At 69.1% G+C, this 14,313-nt stretch carries 13 protein-coding genes and 1 pseudogene; 6 read left to right on the plus strand and 8 right to left on the minus strand.

The features are described 5' to 3' along the window. The first annotated feature begins 412 nt into the window (after positions 1 to 412). Positions 413 to 862 carry a hypothetical protein gene (locus ABT288_RS22045; RefSeq protein ID WP_351610324.1) on the plus strand — a complete coding sequence of 150 codons (450 nt, stop codon included), beginning with the start codon at positions 413 to 415 and terminating at the stop codon, positions 860 to 862. On the opposite strand, the pseudogene ABT288_RS22050 reads toward ABT288_RS22045, so the two are convergent. The 4 genes and pseudogenes from ABT288_RS22050 to ABT288_RS22065 form a co-directional block, all read right to left on the minus strand. After that, a pseudogene (locus ABT288_RS22050) lies at positions 841 to 1,668 on the minus strand (ABC transporter substrate-binding protein); the annotation flags it as partial. The gene ABT288_RS22045 and the pseudogene ABT288_RS22050 overlap by 22 nt on opposite strands. 239 nt (positions 1,669 to 1,907) lie before the next feature. After that, positions 1,908 to 2,534 (minus strand): sigma-70 family RNA polymerase sigma factor, encoded by a 627-nt coding sequence (locus tag ABT288_RS22055; protein ID WP_450864034.1) that lies wholly within the window; start codon positions 2,532 to 2,534, stop codon positions 1,908 to 1,910. Positions 2,535 to 2,738: 204 nt separating this feature from the next. Next, positions 2,739 to 3,425 carry a hypothetical protein gene (locus tag ABT288_RS22060; RefSeq protein WP_351610330.1) on the minus strand — a complete coding sequence of 229 codons (687 nt, stop codon included), beginning with the start codon at positions 3,423 to 3,425 and terminating at the stop codon, positions 2,739 to 2,741. Between the two features lie 271 nt (positions 3,426 to 3,696). Further along, the gene (locus tag ABT288_RS22065; protein ID WP_351610333.1) at positions 3,697 to 3,921 is read right to left on the minus strand and encodes a hypothetical protein; all 225 of its coding nucleotides are present in this window, start codon (positions 3,919 to 3,921) and stop codon (positions 3,697 to 3,699) included. Between the two features lie 157 nt (positions 3,922 to 4,078). Between ABT288_RS22065 and ABT288_RS22070 the strand changes: the two genes are divergently transcribed. After that, entirely contained in the window at positions 4,079 to 4,615 is a 537-nt protein-coding gene (locus ABT288_RS22070) for a DinB family protein (protein WP_450864036.1), read from the plus strand. A 597-nt stretch (positions 4,616 to 5,212) separates the two neighbouring features. Next, positions 5,213 to 5,998, plus strand: a complete 786-nt coding sequence (locus tag ABT288_RS22075; protein ID WP_351610467.1) for a pentapeptide repeat-containing protein — start codon at positions 5,213 to 5,215, stop codon at positions 5,996 to 5,998. A gap of 637 nt (positions 5,999 to 6,635) precedes the next feature. Here the strand turns inward: ABT288_RS22075 and ABT288_RS22080 are convergent. Beyond that, on the minus strand, positions 6,636 to 7,202 hold the full coding sequence (locus tag ABT288_RS22080; protein ID WP_351610338.1) for an SMI1/KNR4 family protein: 567 nt from the start codon (positions 7,200 to 7,202) through the stop codon (positions 6,636 to 6,638). 278 nt (positions 7,203 to 7,480) lie between these two features. Between ABT288_RS22080 and ABT288_RS22085 the strand changes: the two genes are divergently transcribed. Next, entirely contained in the window at positions 7,481 to 7,945 is a 465-nt protein-coding gene (locus tag ABT288_RS22085) for an SRPBCC family protein (protein WP_351610340.1), read from the plus strand. Between the two features lie 365 nt (positions 7,946 to 8,310). On the opposite strand, the gene ABT288_RS22090 is transcribed toward ABT288_RS22085, so the two are convergent. After that, a complete protein-coding gene (locus ABT288_RS22090; RefSeq protein ID WP_351610342.1) occupies positions 8,311 to 9,591 on the minus strand; it encodes an MFS transporter in 1,281 nt (426 codons plus the stop codon). 133 nt (positions 9,592 to 9,724) lie between these two features. On the opposite strand from ABT288_RS22090, the gene ABT288_RS22095 reads away from it, so the two are divergent. Next, the gene (locus ABT288_RS22095; protein WP_351610345.1) at positions 9,725 to 10,660 is read left to right on the plus strand and encodes a LysR family transcriptional regulator; all 936 of its coding nucleotides are present in this window, start codon (positions 9,725 to 9,727) and stop codon (positions 10,658 to 10,660) included. 544 nt (positions 10,661 to 11,204) lie between these two features. On the opposite strand, the gene ABT288_RS22100 is transcribed toward ABT288_RS22095, so the two are convergent. Then, a complete protein-coding gene (locus ABT288_RS22100) occupies positions 11,205 to 11,744 on the minus strand; it encodes a GNAT family N-acetyltransferase (RefSeq protein WP_351610470.1) in 540 nt (179 codons plus the stop codon). Between the two features lie 376 nt (positions 11,745 to 12,120). Beyond that, positions 12,121 to 13,407, minus strand: coding sequence for a phosphatase PAP2 family protein (locus tag ABT288_RS22105; protein WP_450864039.1), 1,287 nt, complete (start codon positions 13,405 to 13,407; stop codon positions 12,121 to 12,123). 442 nt (positions 13,408 to 13,849) lie between these two features. On the opposite strand from ABT288_RS22105, the gene ABT288_RS22110 reads away from it, so the two are divergent. After that, positions 13,850 to 14,005: a DUF6131 family protein gene (locus ABT288_RS22110; RefSeq protein WP_351610347.1), complete on the plus strand. Its 156-nt coding sequence runs from the start codon at positions 13,850 to 13,852 to the stop codon at positions 14,003 to 14,005. The last annotated feature ends 308 nt before the right edge of the window (positions 14,006 to 14,313 follow it).

Below are 14,313 nucleotides of genomic sequence, written 5' to 3' on the forward strand. Positions count from 1 at the left end.
GGGGCGGGGCCCCGTACTGCGTCGGGAGCGGGCGGGGCCGGCGGAATCCCGCTCGGTCCGGCCGGTGGCTCCCGGCGACGACAGCAATGTTTAGCGGCGGCCGGGGCGGAAGGCAATGATGTGACCTACTACCCCACTACCGGCAAAACGCCTGAAATCGGAAACAATGCCTGCATCTGTCCTGTTCAGGGGCATCTCGTTCTACGATCCTGCTTAGGATGTGATCCCGCTCTCGTGGGCACCGTCACCCCTGGAAGCCCCTGCCGCCCGTGATTGACATGACCGGAATCAGCGCCGTCCAGCGGGGCAGGCGCCCGCGCGCGGCTGGTGGGGGGCGTGTGGAGTGCCGTTCGGAGGAGCGGCGGGTGTCGCGGAGAGGAGCCCGGGGACGCTGCTCGTACGTTCGGCTGGCGTGACGTACGTATCGAGTGATCGCGCATCCGGCCCCACCCGCCGCACCGCGCTCGCGGGGCTCGCCGGTGGGGCCGGGGCCGTGCTGGCCGCCGGGTGCACCTCGTCGGACGCGATGTCCGGGAATGCACCCACTCCCCGTGGCGCGACGTCGGCCTCCGCCCCGGCCCGCGGTCCCACGCCCGGGGTGATGACGCTCTTCGACGACCCGGGCTTCAACCTCAGCGGGCTCCTCGCGCTCGGCGCGTCCGGTTACTGCGCCGGTGAGGTGGGCCAGGTGCTCACCGCCGTGAACACGATCAACAAGGCCGGCCTCTCCGCACAGACGTACACGAAGACCTTCAAGAAGCTCGGCGATCAGCTGATGAGGGCGCCCCAGGGCAGCAAGCCCGGGACCGAGACCACACGCTTCCGTGCACTGCGAGCGGCGACCTGCCTGTGGTCGCCGTAGCAGTCGGCGAAGGCGTTGCGGGCGCCGGCCAGAGTGATCACGGCGTTGGCCACCTGGCGGTTGCAGGTGACGGTGGGCTGTTCGGCACCGGCGTCGTAGTCGAAGAAGAAGTACGTCGGCCGCTTGGTCTGTGCCGTGCCGGCGACCGCCTTCTGCACGGCGTCCACCTTGTTCTTCATCCCGGCGACGAGTTCCTTCGCCCGTGCGCTCGTGCCGGTGACCGCCCCGAGGGAGGTGATGTCGGCCTCGACCGCGGACAGGTCGGTCACCGGGGTCCTGCTCTGCGCCGCGCAGGCCGTGGACTTCAGGTAGATGTGCTTGATCCCGGCCGCCTTGAACTCCTCCGCCGTCGGCGTGTCCCCCATCCCTCCGCCGCCCATGCCGCCCACGGAGGCGAAGGTGTCGATGTACAGGTCGGCGCCAGAGCCGAGCAGCTTCTCCTTCGGGATGACGGTCCGGCTGAGCACCTTCACCTTCCGCGCCTGCGCGTCGAGCGTGCCGGGCAGTGTGCCCCTGCCGGGCGGGAAGCCGATGCCGATCACCTTGTCGCCGGCACCGAGGCGGAGCAGTAGCTCCAGGCTGGAGGCATTGCTGGTGACGATCTTCTTCGGAGCGGCGGAGAAGGTGGTCCGGGCCCCCATGCAGTCGGTGACGGACACCGGGTAGGCGCCCGAGACGGCGTTTCCGGCCCGCCCCGCGCTCTCGCTCCCCGTGCCCCCACTTCCGCGGCCCCCGCCGCCGCAGCCCGCCGCCAGCAGGCCGCCGAGCACGACGGCCGCCGTACCGCCCCACACACGAGAACGCATCGAAAAACTCCCGGACCCACTCGGTACGCGGGCGAATCTCCGTCGCCCGGTCCAGAAGTCGGAACAAACACCCGGCGAGTTCCCGGGAAGTCGGCGATACGGCTCGGGAGGAAACGCCACGGCCGCTCACGCCCCAGGTTCTCCTTCACCATCGCAAGCGCGGCCACCCCGGTTCGGTGTCAGCTGCTGACGACGGTGTCAGTGCCAGGACTTGCAGGCACCGACACCTTCCCGGATCGTCACGCCGCCAGCGCGGCGGGCCTCGACGCCTCGTCCAGCAGGTCCATCAGAGTCGCGCGAGCTCGGGCGACCCGGGAACGGACCGTGCCGATCGGGCAGTCGCTGACCTCGGCCGCCTCCGCATAGGGAAGGCCGAGCAGCTGCGTGAGGATGAACGCCTCCCGACGGTCTTGCGGCAGCGAAGCCAGCAGATCCAGCAGGGCGACGCCGTCGTCGAAGCCGGGCAGGTCGCACGACTGGGCCAGTTCGACGGCCAGTTGCCAGTCCGGTACGTCCGACAGGCGCGGCCGGGCGGCGCGATGCCGGTAGCTGTCGATCACCGCGCGGCGGGCGATGGACAGCAGCCAGGCACGGGCCGAGGAACGCCCCTCGAACCGGTGCAGACTGCCGAGCGCCCGCAGGAACGTGTCCTGCGCCAGATCGTCGACGGTCTGGGGATCGCCGCACAGATGGGCGACATAGCGCTGGACGTCCGAGTGCAGGGCCCGCACGAACAGCTCCACCGCGTCCGCGTCACCCCCTCGAGCGGCCAACGCCCACGCGGTGATCGATTCGTCGAGCGCTGCTGTTTCGTTGCGTGTTGTGCCGTGCTTGGCGCGCGAGGCGGGCAGGGCAGAGGTCATCACCTGGTGTCCTTCTCGGGTCGACCGTGATCCGGACCAGGGCACGCAAGGCCGCGTGCGGTCCGGTGAAGTGGGCAGACGGCCCTACGCCGCTGTGGCGCGGCAACGCCTGGATCACCTCGGTGGCGTTGCAGCGCCTGGATCACCCGTGCGGTCGTAGGACCTGGCCCGAGGCGCACATGGGCAGCCTCGGGAAACCAGCTGTCGTCAGACGACAGCCGTTCCCACAGGCGGACCCCGAGAGGTGATCGCGTGGACGAGAAGGAGGAGCCGCGGTGCCCGGTCCGAGCGGCGACGCCGGTTGCGAACGCGTGGGCGGTCCGGGGTGACGGGCAGAGCCAGCAGCAGCCGCATCGGCGCCGCCAGCCAGCCGGCCACCGCCCGCATGATCCGGAATGCGGCCCTCTCGCCGTACGCCAGCCACAGGCCGCACAGCACCGCGGCGAGCAGGTGGGCGGTGAACATGCCGAACGAGGACAAGCCGCCGCCCATGGAGTGGCCCATGCGGTCCATGTGGCTCATGCCCATGTGGCTCATGCCCATGTGCCCCATGTGTCCCATGTCCATGGAGCCCATCTGCATCGACGTCATGTCCATGGAGTCCATGCCACTCATGTCCAGGGAGGCCGAACGGCCGGACGCCGACTGGGCGTAGGAGAACGCCTCATGCAACACGGCCTGGGCGGCGACCACGACCGCGACGATCAACGGCAGGCCGCGCTCACGTCCCGCGAAACACCAGCCCGCGGCACCGGTCCCGGCCACGCCACCGGCCAACGCCCACGCGGGCACGTCGCTCCCGGACATCAGCACGTGGCCCAGGGCGGCGAGCAGCACGCAGACGGCCGCGAACACCGCGGCCCGTATCGCGCGAGCACACCACCCTGCTGTCATGGCGTCTCATCCTCGCATCCGGGCTTCGGTCGTCATGCGGGGGCATGGAAGTCCACCGGGCATGAGCTGACGGACGCGGAGCAGGCGCCCGACCAGGCCCGCACCTCGCCGGGTGCACAGCGACCACGACGGCCCTGGCCAGGATCGTGTGTGCTCTAATCCGCCGGGCCGCAGCAGACGCCCTGCGACGCGCCGCAGGGCCCAGGTCATCCAGGCCCTGGCGTCCGACGTTCGCACGCCGGCAGGGGGTGTGGCAGGACAACGAGGGCGACTACGCCTCGCCGGTGGCGAACAGCTCCAAGTGCCCGCACTTGGGGCAGAGGAACGCCTCTATCTGCCGTCGGGGCCGGCCCATCCGCTTGGCACCCCCGAAAATCCCCCTCTCCAACGCCCCTTCGATCCAGCGCGCGTAGCCACGCGAATGCTCGCCGGCGTCTTCGATGAAACCTTCCATCAGACCGACGGTGCCACATTGTGTGCACGTGTAGTTGCTCATCCGGTGAGTGTAGAAAACGGTGCGCACACTCCGCCGTCCCCGCCGGCCTCGCTCTTGCGGCACCTCACGGCACCGTGGCCTACGACGCCCCGGCCGGAGCCCGTGCTGCCGGCAGCGCCGCACGACCACCACCCAGGAGCGTAGATACTGGCCCTGAATGCAGGCACGGACGAGGAGCCGACCAGTGGTCAGTGACCATCGCACAGGACCCCCCAACTTCGGCAGCGAACGCGACATGTTGAGGGCCTTCCTGGACTACCACCGAGCGACCCTCGCCATGAAGTGCGAAGGGCTTACCGACGAGGAACTGCGGCAGCAGTCGATGCCGCCGTCGACGCTTTCGCTGCTCGGTCTGGTGCGGCACATGGCAGAGGTGGAGCGTGCCTGGTTCCGTCGCGTGTTCGAGGACAACGACGCGCCCATGGTCTGGTCCGACAAGATCGACTTCCAGGCCGCGTACGACGCGAGCGCTTCGACGAGGGCCGAGGCGTTCGCAGCCTGGGAGGCCGAGGTGGAGAACTCGCGCCGCATCGAGCAGCAGGCCGAATCCCTGGAGCTGGCCGGCTACCAGCCAAGATGGGGCGAGGAAGTATCGCTGCGGATGGTGATGGTGCACATGCTTCTGGAGTACGGCCGCCACAACGGTCACGCGGACTTTCTGCGCGAAGGCATCGACGGGACCGTGGGCGCATGAGCCCGCAGAGGCCCTCGCCCCCGTCCGCGCATACTGACCGTCACAGAGAAACGCAGCCGATCAAGCGCGCTCACTGACCGCCGACGTCGGATCACTGGCACTTGGAATCGATCATCTGGAGAATCCTCTGCTCCGGCTGGCCGCCAGTCGGATCGAGCGGTGCCGCAGAAGAACGGCAGCCGCGGTAGCGCGTGCCGTCTGCGAGAATGCAAGGCGTTCTAGGAGCGCCGCGTTGTGCGGTGTCATCGCCTCACAGGAGTACACACGGTGTCGCCACAGCACGGACCCCCCGCTGCCTCCGGGGAGCGCAAGCGGTCCCTTGCCGCCGACGGGCAAGGGCGGCCGTCCGAGGCCGGCGAGCGCAAGCGCCCTTCCGGGGCGCAGGGCCGGGAGCGTGCCGCCTCCACGGGCCAGGGGCGCGAGCGCGCCGCCGTCGGCCAGGACCGCAAGGCGCAGCAGGCCGGGAAGAACCGCCAGAACCGTGGGAAGGACCGACCGGACCAAAAGGGCGACGACCGAAGGGCATCCCACGCCCCCGAAGCACACCGGAACCGCAGGGCCACCCACGAGCGTGAGACCTCCCACGACCGCAAGGACCTGCAGGCCGACTGTGCCAACTGTTCCGGCCTGTGCTGCGTGGCATTGCCTTTCGCCCGGTCCGCCGACTTCGCCGTCACCAAGCCGGCCGGGCAACCGTGCTCGAATCTCCAGTCGGACTTCCGCTGCGGCATCCACGCGCAACTGCGCGACAAGGGCTACCCGGGCTGCACCGTCTTCGACTGCTTCGGCGCCGGCCAGAAGGTGTCCCAGATCACCTTCGGCGGCACCGACTGGCGTCAGGCACCGAAGACGGCGCGCTCCATGTTCGAGGTCTTCCCGGTCATGCGGCAGCTGCACGAGCTGCTCTGGTACGTCACCGAGGCCCTCGACCTCACACCGGCCCGCCCCGTCCACAAGGAGCTGCGGCGGGCGCTGGCCCACATCGACGACCTGACCCGCGGCAGCGCCGAGTCGATCATCGGACTCGACGTGAACGCGCTGCGCGGCGAGGTCAACACACTGCTGCTGCGGGCCAGCGAGCTGGCGCGGGCCCAGGTCCCGGGCCGCAAGAAGAACCACCGCGGAGCCGACCTCATGGGCGCGAAGCTGGCCGGCGCCGACCTCCGGGGGGCGAGCCTGCGCGGCGCCCTGCTCGTCGCCGCCGATCTCAGCGGGGCCGATCTGCGCGACGCCGACCTGATCGGGGCCGATCTGCGCGACGCCGACCTCAGCGGGGCCGACCTCACCGGCGCCCTGTTCCTCACCCAGGCACAGCTGAACGCGGCCAAGGGAGACGCGGCGACCGCGCTGCCTCCCACGCTCGGCCGCCCCGCTCACTGGTAGGCGCGGGGAGCACCACGGCCGTCCCACCAGCCCGTGACGCACCCGCCACCGCCCGTCGAAACGGTGCAGGCGCACCCGGCCCTCGACCGGCCCGGGCACATCCAGAGCCGCACTGAACGTGCCGTGCCGAATGGGATCGCAGCGCGCGCCGGGGTCGGCTGGCGTCGAGCCGCCCCAGCCGGGACCTCTCCGAGGACAGCCTGATCAACTCACGCGCTGCGCTCCATTGCGCTGCCGCCTTGCCGGGGTCCGTGGCGGATGTCTTTTCAACAGTCCACGGTGAGGCGGCGGTTCAGGTGCTCCGGGCTCTCGGTCTCGTCCGGCCGGCCAGCCGGGGCCGGTGTGGTAGACGCCGGTGCGCTCACCGGGGGGCGAAGTGGACCGGCGGCGAGGACCACGACGGCAAGGAACTCGACGAGGCCCCCGTCGAAGGCGAACCACCCGGCCCACGCGCCTGGTTCACGACAATGCTGCCCGTTCGCTCGGTCGGCTGCCGGCTGCCGGCTGCCGTTCCACGACACCGGTCATGGGCCCGGTCAGCGAGATCCAGTCGGTGGAGCCGAGGGGATTGCCGTATGCCGATGAAGGCGCCGAAGGCGCCAGTGGCGGACGAAGGCATCGAGAGCGGTCGGTGGGGTCACCGCGGGGGCGCCTCCAGCATCTCGGCGGCCGGCACGAATCGGTGCTCCTCCGGTCGCAGCACCTCGTAGAAGTAGCAGAAGTACTCCGTTTCCGCCGTCCCCGTGAGCACCGCCAGCAGGAAGGCGAGGCACCCGGTGTCGTGGTACTCCCACAGTGGGCCGCGCCCCTCGTTGTAGAGCACCGTCCACTCGTCGGGGTGCTGACCGGGCCGCACCAGCCAGTACAGGAACGCCCCCGTGCCCTCCTCGAAAGCCCATGGCAGCACCCGCGCATCCGTTTCCTGCAGTTCGGCGGGTCTCTCCTCGCCCGCGTCCCACAACGCGGCCAGGATCTCGGCCCGTTCCGCGGTCTGCGCGTGCAAGTCGCAGTCGCCGTGGGCGGAGTCGGGGACGAGCAGCCAGATCGTCTCGTCGAAGAGCCCGTCGCCGTACGTCTCGACCAGCAGCTTGTAGTCGGCGGGCAGAGCTGTGCCGAGGGAGCGTTCGGCCTTCGCCCAGTCCACCGCGCACCGTGAGCCGAGCGGAGGTGGGCAGAGGCGGACCAGGGCGTCAAGGGTGTTCACGGGTGGGACGCTACTGGAAGCCCGGTCGGCGAGCGAAACGATGTCGCGGGGCTGAGATGTTTCTGTAGCGCATTCCGACGAGTGCATTCCGACGCCCCACACCTGATCGCACATTCAACAAATTGAGCCCGGATATTGCCGCGATCAACTTCTCCACTGCGTTTTCGCGCAGCAAGGCCCGGTCGGTGCCGCCGGGTCGTGGAAGCACGAGCCCGAGGTAGTAGCCGGTGACTCGCCGGGTACTCGGCTCAGCACTAGATCCATCAACGGAGGCACTGATGAGCACGGTCAAGGAAACAGTGGAAGTCGACGTGCCCGTTCGCACCGCCTACAACCAATGGACGCAGTTCGAGACGTTCCCGGAATTCATGGAAGGCGTCGAGGAAGTCAGGCAGCTGGACGATCGCCACAACCACTGGACCACCAAGATCGGTGGAGTCCGCCGGGAGTTCGACACGGAGATCGTCGACCAGCATCCCGACGACCGCATCACATGGCGCACCACGAGCGGTGACACGTCACAGAAGGGTTCCGTCCGCTTCCAGCGTGTGGACGACATGCACACCAGGGTGGAACTCGTCATGGATGTCGAACCCAGTGGGGCCGCAGAGAAGGCCGCGGACATGCTCGGAACACTGGACCGGCGTGTCAAGGGCGACATGAAGCGCTTCAAGCAGTACATCGAGCAGCGCGGAGGAGAGTCCGGAGCGTGGCGCGGACGCATCAGGCCAGGGGGACAGTGACACCTGCCTGGGGCTGCGGTCGGCCGCCACGTCCTGGGCGATGGGGACTGGTTGCCGAGTCCACGGACAGGCCTACGGGAAGGCGCCGGACACACTGCTACTACGCGCACCGCGGACTTGGGCGGCCGCGTCGTCCACGCCCCGAGTCTGTCCTCGCAAGCCCAGCGGGGCCCGCCGGCGCACAGGCGCCGTGGCCTGCGGCTTGCTGTAGAGCACATTGAGTGCGGTGAGCCACGATGGGCCGCACCGCGCCCCCACTGGCTGCGGCGGAGGCCGTCGCGCTCGTCGCCGAGCTGAACGCTCAGGCGTGGACCGCTTCGAAGAAGGGCGGCGCAGCTCGATCACGGTGACGGCCGTGACAGCCGTCAGGTGCGGCTAGGTGCCGGTTCCGGGTCGCAGAGCTGCGCTGACGCACGACGCGGAAGCAGCAGCGGGGTCGCCAGCAGGAGCACGCCGGCCAGGCCAATGGCCGTACGCGGGCCGAGCAGGCTGCCCAGCACGCCCCAGACGGCCGTGAGGAGCGCGGTCGAGGCCTTGGTCGTCACTGTCCAGGCGGACAGCGTGCGGGTGACCCGGTCTGTCGGGGTGCGCTCGAGGCGGTAGGTGGCGTAGACAGGGTTGAAGACCCCGCAGCAGAAGATGAGCCCGAGCTCGACGCCCATCACCAGCAGGAGCCCTCCGGTGCCCGGCCCCAGGAAGGCCAGGCCGACCGACCAGAGCGCGCGCAGTCCCCCGGCCACGACCATGACCTTGTGCTGCCCGAACCGGGTGACGAGCGGTCGGGCCAGCCGCGAACCGATCAGCCCGCCGATCGAGGGCGCGGCGAAGGCGAGACCGTACTGCCAGGGTGCGAACCCGAGCCGGCCGAGCATCAGGACGGCCAGCAGCGGCTGGGCGGCCATCACCAGGCCGTTGAACAAGGCGGTGTTGAAGAACAGCGGACGTAGCGCCGCGTCGCCGAGGATGTACCGCCAGCCGTCGAGCAGGTCTCCGGCCCGCATGCGCGCGACCTCCCGGCGCTCGGGCCGCGCCTCGTGCCCGCCCGTCGCGCGGATGCCCAGGGCCGAGAGCAGGTAGCTGACCGCGTCGGCCGCCACCGTCGCCACCGGTCCGAGGAGCCCGATGGCCGCGCCGCCCAGCGGCGGTCCGATGATCGTGGTCGTCCAGGCCGTGGACTCGAATCGGGCGTTGGCGACGAGCAGGTCCTCGGCCGGCAGCAGCGTCTTCAGATACGCGCCGGAGGCGGCGCCGAAGGTGATGTCGGCGGCCGCGACGACGACCGAGACCAGCAGGAGCTGAAGGAAGGTGAGCACGCCGAGCGCGAACGCGGTGGGGATCGTCAGCAGCGCCGCGAACCGCACCAGATCCATCGCGATCAGCACCGGCCGCTTGCGGCGGAACTCCACCCACGGGCCGAGCGGCAACGCCACGGCCGCGCCCACCGCAGCCCCCACGGAGGAGAGCGCGGCGACCTCGGCCGGTCCGGCGTGCAGCACCCGGATGGCGATCAGCGGGATCGCGCCGAAGGCGAGCCACGTGCCGAGCGCGCTGGTCGCGTACGCTCCCCAGAGCCACCCGAACCGCCGCCCGAGCCGACGCCCGAGCCGACGTCCGAGCAGATGTCCCTGCCGGTGCCCGCTGTTCATGCCCGACGCCCCCCTCGCCACTCCCGCACAACCGATCCGCGTTAGGAAACATCAAAGCGAGCACCGTACCCAGGGATCAAACAACCGCAGGGTCACCGTCCACAACCACTGGTTGTTTGCATAGGGTGTCGACATGGACCTCGAGACCGTCCGGACCTTCGTCGCCGCCGCCGACGCGGGGCAGTTCCAGGAGGCCGCCGCCGAGCTGGCGGTCACCCAGCAGGCCGTCTCCAAGCGCATCGCCGCGCTGGAGCGCACCCTCGGTGTGCGGTTGTTCACTCGCACCACGCGCGGCGCCGAACTCACCATCGACGGGCAGGCGTTCCTGCCCCACGCACGCGAGCTGCTGCGCGTCGCCGAGCGTGCGGTCGCGTCCGTGCGTACCGGCCGGCGTCCGCTGCGCGTCGACGTGATCGCCTCGCGTGTCGCGCCGTCGGGCCTGATGCGCGGCTTCCACCACGCGCACCCCAAAATCGACCTCGACGTGGTGATGCTGTTCGATATCGAGGCGGCCGTCGCCGCCATCCGCTCCGGCACGATCGACGCATCCTTTCGCGCTGTCGGCGCTCCCGGCCGGCCCCTGCCCGAGGACATCGAGTCCGTCCGTGTGCTCGACGAGCCGCTCCAGCTTCTCACCGGCCCCGCCCACGCGTTGGCGGGGGCCCGCTCGGTGACCCTCGCTCAGCTCGCCGGGCACCGGATCTGGATGCCCGGCATCGTCCCCGGTACCGAGTGGGCCGCCTACTACGACGACCTCGTCGCCGAGTTCGGCCTCACCCTCGAGGCGACAGGCCCCAACTTCGGCTCCGACGCGCTCCTCGACACCATCGCCGACACCCCGGCCCTGGCCACGTTCATGGGCGAACACACCCGCCTTGTCTGGCCCGCCGATCACGGCCTGCGCCGCATCCCGGTGACCGACCCGACGCCCGTCTACCCGCACTCGCTCCTCTGGCACCGCGACAACCCCCACCCAGCGCTGGCCACCCTGCGCGCCCACCTCGCCACCACAGCGGCCGACCACGACGCCGCCGGGACCTGGGTGCCGGGCTGGGTGATTCCGCGCTGAACACCAGCCCTTTCCGCGATGCCCCTTCTCCCAGAGCCCCTGGCCGGCCGGCCTCGCGCGGGGCGGGTGCGCGGCGCGGGTGCGCGGCGCGGGTGCGATGTGGGGTGTGGTGCGGGGTGTGGTGCGGGGTGCGGCTCCTCGGCCGGGGGTGCGGGCGCCCTGATCTTCACCGTGGCCGTCGGCCCCCTTCCGTACCACCTGCGAGAACCCCCACCGCACCTGCCCGGCCGACGTGCGCAGGCGTGGGCGCCTGCATCGGGCTGTCCGGCCTTCTGCTCACAGTCCTGCGGAGGGTCGCCGACTGCCAGGCCGCCTGGTGGGCCGCAGGCGCGCGCATGAGACAGGGATGCGACTGATGCCGCTTCAGCCTGCGTGCAGTCGTTGCGGGTGCCGGCGGTGAGGGCTCGCACGATTGTGGAGTCGGGTGCTACCTGTCAGTCCATCTCCGTGCGTGTACGGGCTGCGGCGAGGAGCGGTCGAATGTGCCGTCGGCGCCGCTCGGGTACGTCACGCCACGACCGGAAAGAGATGCCCGATCTCCGCCCTACCCCGCATGCGAGAGCTGCTTCTCCAGCAGCGTGAAGGACTTGGGCGTCCCGCCCGGCTGCGGTTTGCCTTCCTTGTGGCCCACGACGCGGTAACCGGCGTTCTGATAGTAGGCGTTGAGCTGTGCATTGTCGGCCACGCAGTCCAGGCGCACACATGTCCTACCCGCCGCAGCCACTCGGTGTTCCGCGGCGCTCAACAGTTGCCGCCCCGTCCCGGGCGCGGCGACGTCTCGGTCCACCATGAGCCGGTGCACGTATCCGGCCACGGGCGGCTGCGGACCCCAGGCAGCCTCGTCCTCCCACCAAAGCTCCCAGGCGCCGGCGATGTGCCCGCCGACCTCCGCGAGCCAGACCTCGCCATGCACCATGGCCCGGCGGAAGTGGTCCTCGTCCAGCTCTCCGGGCCGCCACTGCCCGGTGACACCGCGGGTGAGCATCCAGCGTGCCGCGTCGTCGCGGAGGCGGACGAGGACAGCCAAGTCGGCCTCTCCGGCCGGGCGGACGAACAGATCATTCACCCGGGTATCCTCGCACATTCGTCCAGCGACGATCTCCGCCAGACCTGCTGGTACTCCGCAACCGGTGATCGACAAGACGCTCCCTCCAGGGCATGAAAAAGGCCTCCCCGGCGGATTCGCATCCGAGCCGGGAAGGCCTTACTGCTGAGAGTGATCATTGGTTACGGCGCCCCGAGCGCGGCAGTTCCGACCGGTTCGCAAGGCGGCGCGGACCGCGCGCGATCCCCGGGCGGGGCCCGCCGCCCCGGTCATCCCGCCCGTTCCTTCTGTGATTGAGTCATACGCACGGGGCGGGCGTTCTGCTCGGCGACAACGCAACGTGCGTAATCCACAACGCAAAGTCACGTTATGTGCAGGTCCCGGAGTGCTCGCGCTCCTCCTGGCGCCATATGACTCATACGGGTTCGGGTTGCGGTTCCGGTTGCCGCACTGGTGCAGTCGCCGGATCCCACAGTTTGGTGGTCCGCACGTAGCCGTGGACCACTGAGGCCATCGCCAGGATGAGAAGTGGTCCGAACACCCACGGGTGTCTGGCCATCTGCATAGGCAGATACCTATAGGACAGCAAGAGCGCGACAAACACCGCGGTGCCATGAACGACCAGCTGGATTCCCGACCGGTCCCAGCCACGTTCGGACAAGCGCAGAGCCGCCTCGATGGTGAGTGCAAACACCACGCCGGCAACGAGATCCACGCCGTAGTGGTAGCCGAACCCCAGCGTTGCGCAAAGCGTGGCAACCAGCCAGAACGCGCCTGCGCAGCGCAGAATCCGTGGCCCCTTTCGGGAATGAAGGAAAATGGCCGTGGCCCAGGCTGTGTGCAGGCTGGGCATGCAGTTGCGCGGGGTGATCTCGTCGAACGGAATCTGGTGCGGCGCATAGATCGGCGGAGGCGTGTCGGGCCACAGGTTGGCCACCGCCCAGTGACCGCCATCTGCGCCGTAGGCGAAGACCGGTCCGACCACCGGGAAGACCATGTAGATTCCCGGCCCGAGCAGGCCGATGACCAGAAAGGTGCGCACGAGATGGTGGCTCGGAAATCGACGCTCGATCGCCACGTTGCGCAGTTGGTACGCCGCAACGACGACTGCGGCTACCGCAAGCTGAATGTAGACATAGTCGAGAATATGGGAGCCGATCGGACCGGTAGCCCTGACCATCCGGCCTGCCAGCCACGACGGGTTGCCCAGAGCGTGATCAGCGGTTGCCACGTACTGGTCGAAGACGGCCGTTCGGGTCTTCGACGTGATCAGCAGCCAGGTATCGCCGGCCTTGCGACCGGCCACCAACAGCAGGCCCAGCCCGACGCCCTGCAACAGCAGGACACGCTCTCGCCCCTTTCGCCGCGTGACAGCGATGACGGCATGGCCCAAAATCACCCACAACGCACCGGTACCGAAGGGGTGACCATCGGTGATCTTGATGCCGAGCGCCCACCTCGCCAGCAATAAGGCGACGTCAATACCGATCGCCACACCAGCCCCGATGAACCGTTGCCGCCAGGTGAGCACGACCATCATCAACGCCATACTGGCATACAGAATGAAACCAGATTTGGGCGGGAATATCACCTCTCGCACTTGATTGGTGATCGGCCCCGGAAAGCAGTAGCGACGCGCGCCGACCTCCAGTGCAACGAGGAACCCGAGGGCCACCACACCCGCCGTTGCCCACAGCGTCACCCGCGGCCGGTGGCACACGGCGAACTCAAATCTGGATTTTATTCGCGAAAACACCCGCGACGCGATTGGTATCAATTATCTGACCGATTTGCTAGTTGTTAATTTGTTAATCAATTGTCGCCTTCGTGCCGGACAGCATGATCTCCCGGTGAAGGACACGATGAGGGAGCTCGTCGTGAGTTCGATCATGCTACCCGAGCGGCACGAGTGGATTCCGCCGGTCACCGGCGGCGCGAACGCGTAGGTCGTGGCCCAGACAAAGCAGCCAGGTGATCACTCCGGGTAGCGGAGCTGGCGTCTCCCGTCCAACCCCTGCCCACCCGTCCGGCCCTGCCGCACGGCCCGCTCACACAGAGCAAGGACGACATGAGCCTCATGGCGTATCACGTTCCGGTTCGGGGCACTCGGATGGCTGGACCCATTCATCACCAGGAGGCCTGTCATGATCGCCTTGGGTGTCATCCTGCTCGTCATCGGTTTCGTCACAGGGATATCCATCCTGTGGACCATCGGCGTAATCCTCGTGGTCGTAGGCGCCGTGTTGTGGATCCTGGGCTCTATGGGGCACGCGGTCGCCGGCCGGCGGCACTATTGGTAGGCGCTGAGCCTTCTTTCTGGACGCCGGGCCCGAACTTCCGGCTCGCGTCTGAACCGCCCACCGGCTCGGCACGTCCAGCCCGGCGGGCGGGGAGTGGGCTACATGTCTGCTCGAGCGAGGTAATCAAGGACCACAGCAAGCGGACCGCAGTGAGCGTCCCAAGCTCGGTCTGATGACGGCACCGACCGAACCGCGCGATCAGCACGACCGCCTCTCGGGCTGGAACACGTCGACCGAGATGGTGGAGCGCGGCCCCCACGTCCCGTCGCCGGAGACCGTCACATCGGCGCCGAGAGCGAAGGGCATCG

Source organism: Streptomyces sp. NPDC001093, from assembly GCF_040298985.1.
Lineage (GTDB): Bacteria > Actinomycetota > Actinomycetes > Streptomycetales > Streptomycetaceae > Streptomyces.

What these genes read in the sequence shown, in the direction of transcription:
- ABT288_RS22110 (WP_351610347.1), top strand. Translation starts at nt 13,850, where the DNA reads ATGATCGCCTTGGGTGTCATCCTGCTCGTCATCGGTTTCGTCACAGGG.
- ABT288_RS22065 (WP_351610333.1), bottom strand. Translation starts at nt 3,921, where the DNA reads ATGAGCAACTACACGTGCACACAATGTGGCACCGTCGGTCTGATGGAA.
- ABT288_RS22060 (WP_351610330.1), bottom strand. Translation starts at nt 3,425, where the DNA reads ATGACAGCAGGGTGGTGTGCTCGCGCGATACGGGCCGCGGTGTTCGCG.
- ABT288_RS22100 (WP_351610470.1), bottom strand. Translation starts at nt 11,744, where the DNA reads ATGTGCGAGGATACCCGGGTGAATGATCTGTTCGTCCGCCCGGCCGGA.
- ABT288_RS22070 (WP_450864036.1), top strand. Translation starts at nt 4,079, where the DNA reads ATGCAGGCACGGACGAGGAGCCGACCAGTGGTCAGTGACCATCGCACA.
- ABT288_RS22090 (WP_351610342.1), bottom strand. Translation starts at nt 9,591, where the DNA reads ATGAACAGCGGGCACCGGCAGGGACATCTGCTCGGACGTCGGCTCGGG.
- ABT288_RS22095 (WP_351610345.1), top strand. Translation starts at nt 9,725, where the DNA reads ATGGACCTCGAGACCGTCCGGACCTTCGTCGCCGCCGCCGACGCGGGG.
- ABT288_RS22085 (WP_351610340.1), top strand. Translation starts at nt 7,481, where the DNA reads ATGAGCACGGTCAAGGAAACAGTGGAAGTCGACGTGCCCGTTCGCACC.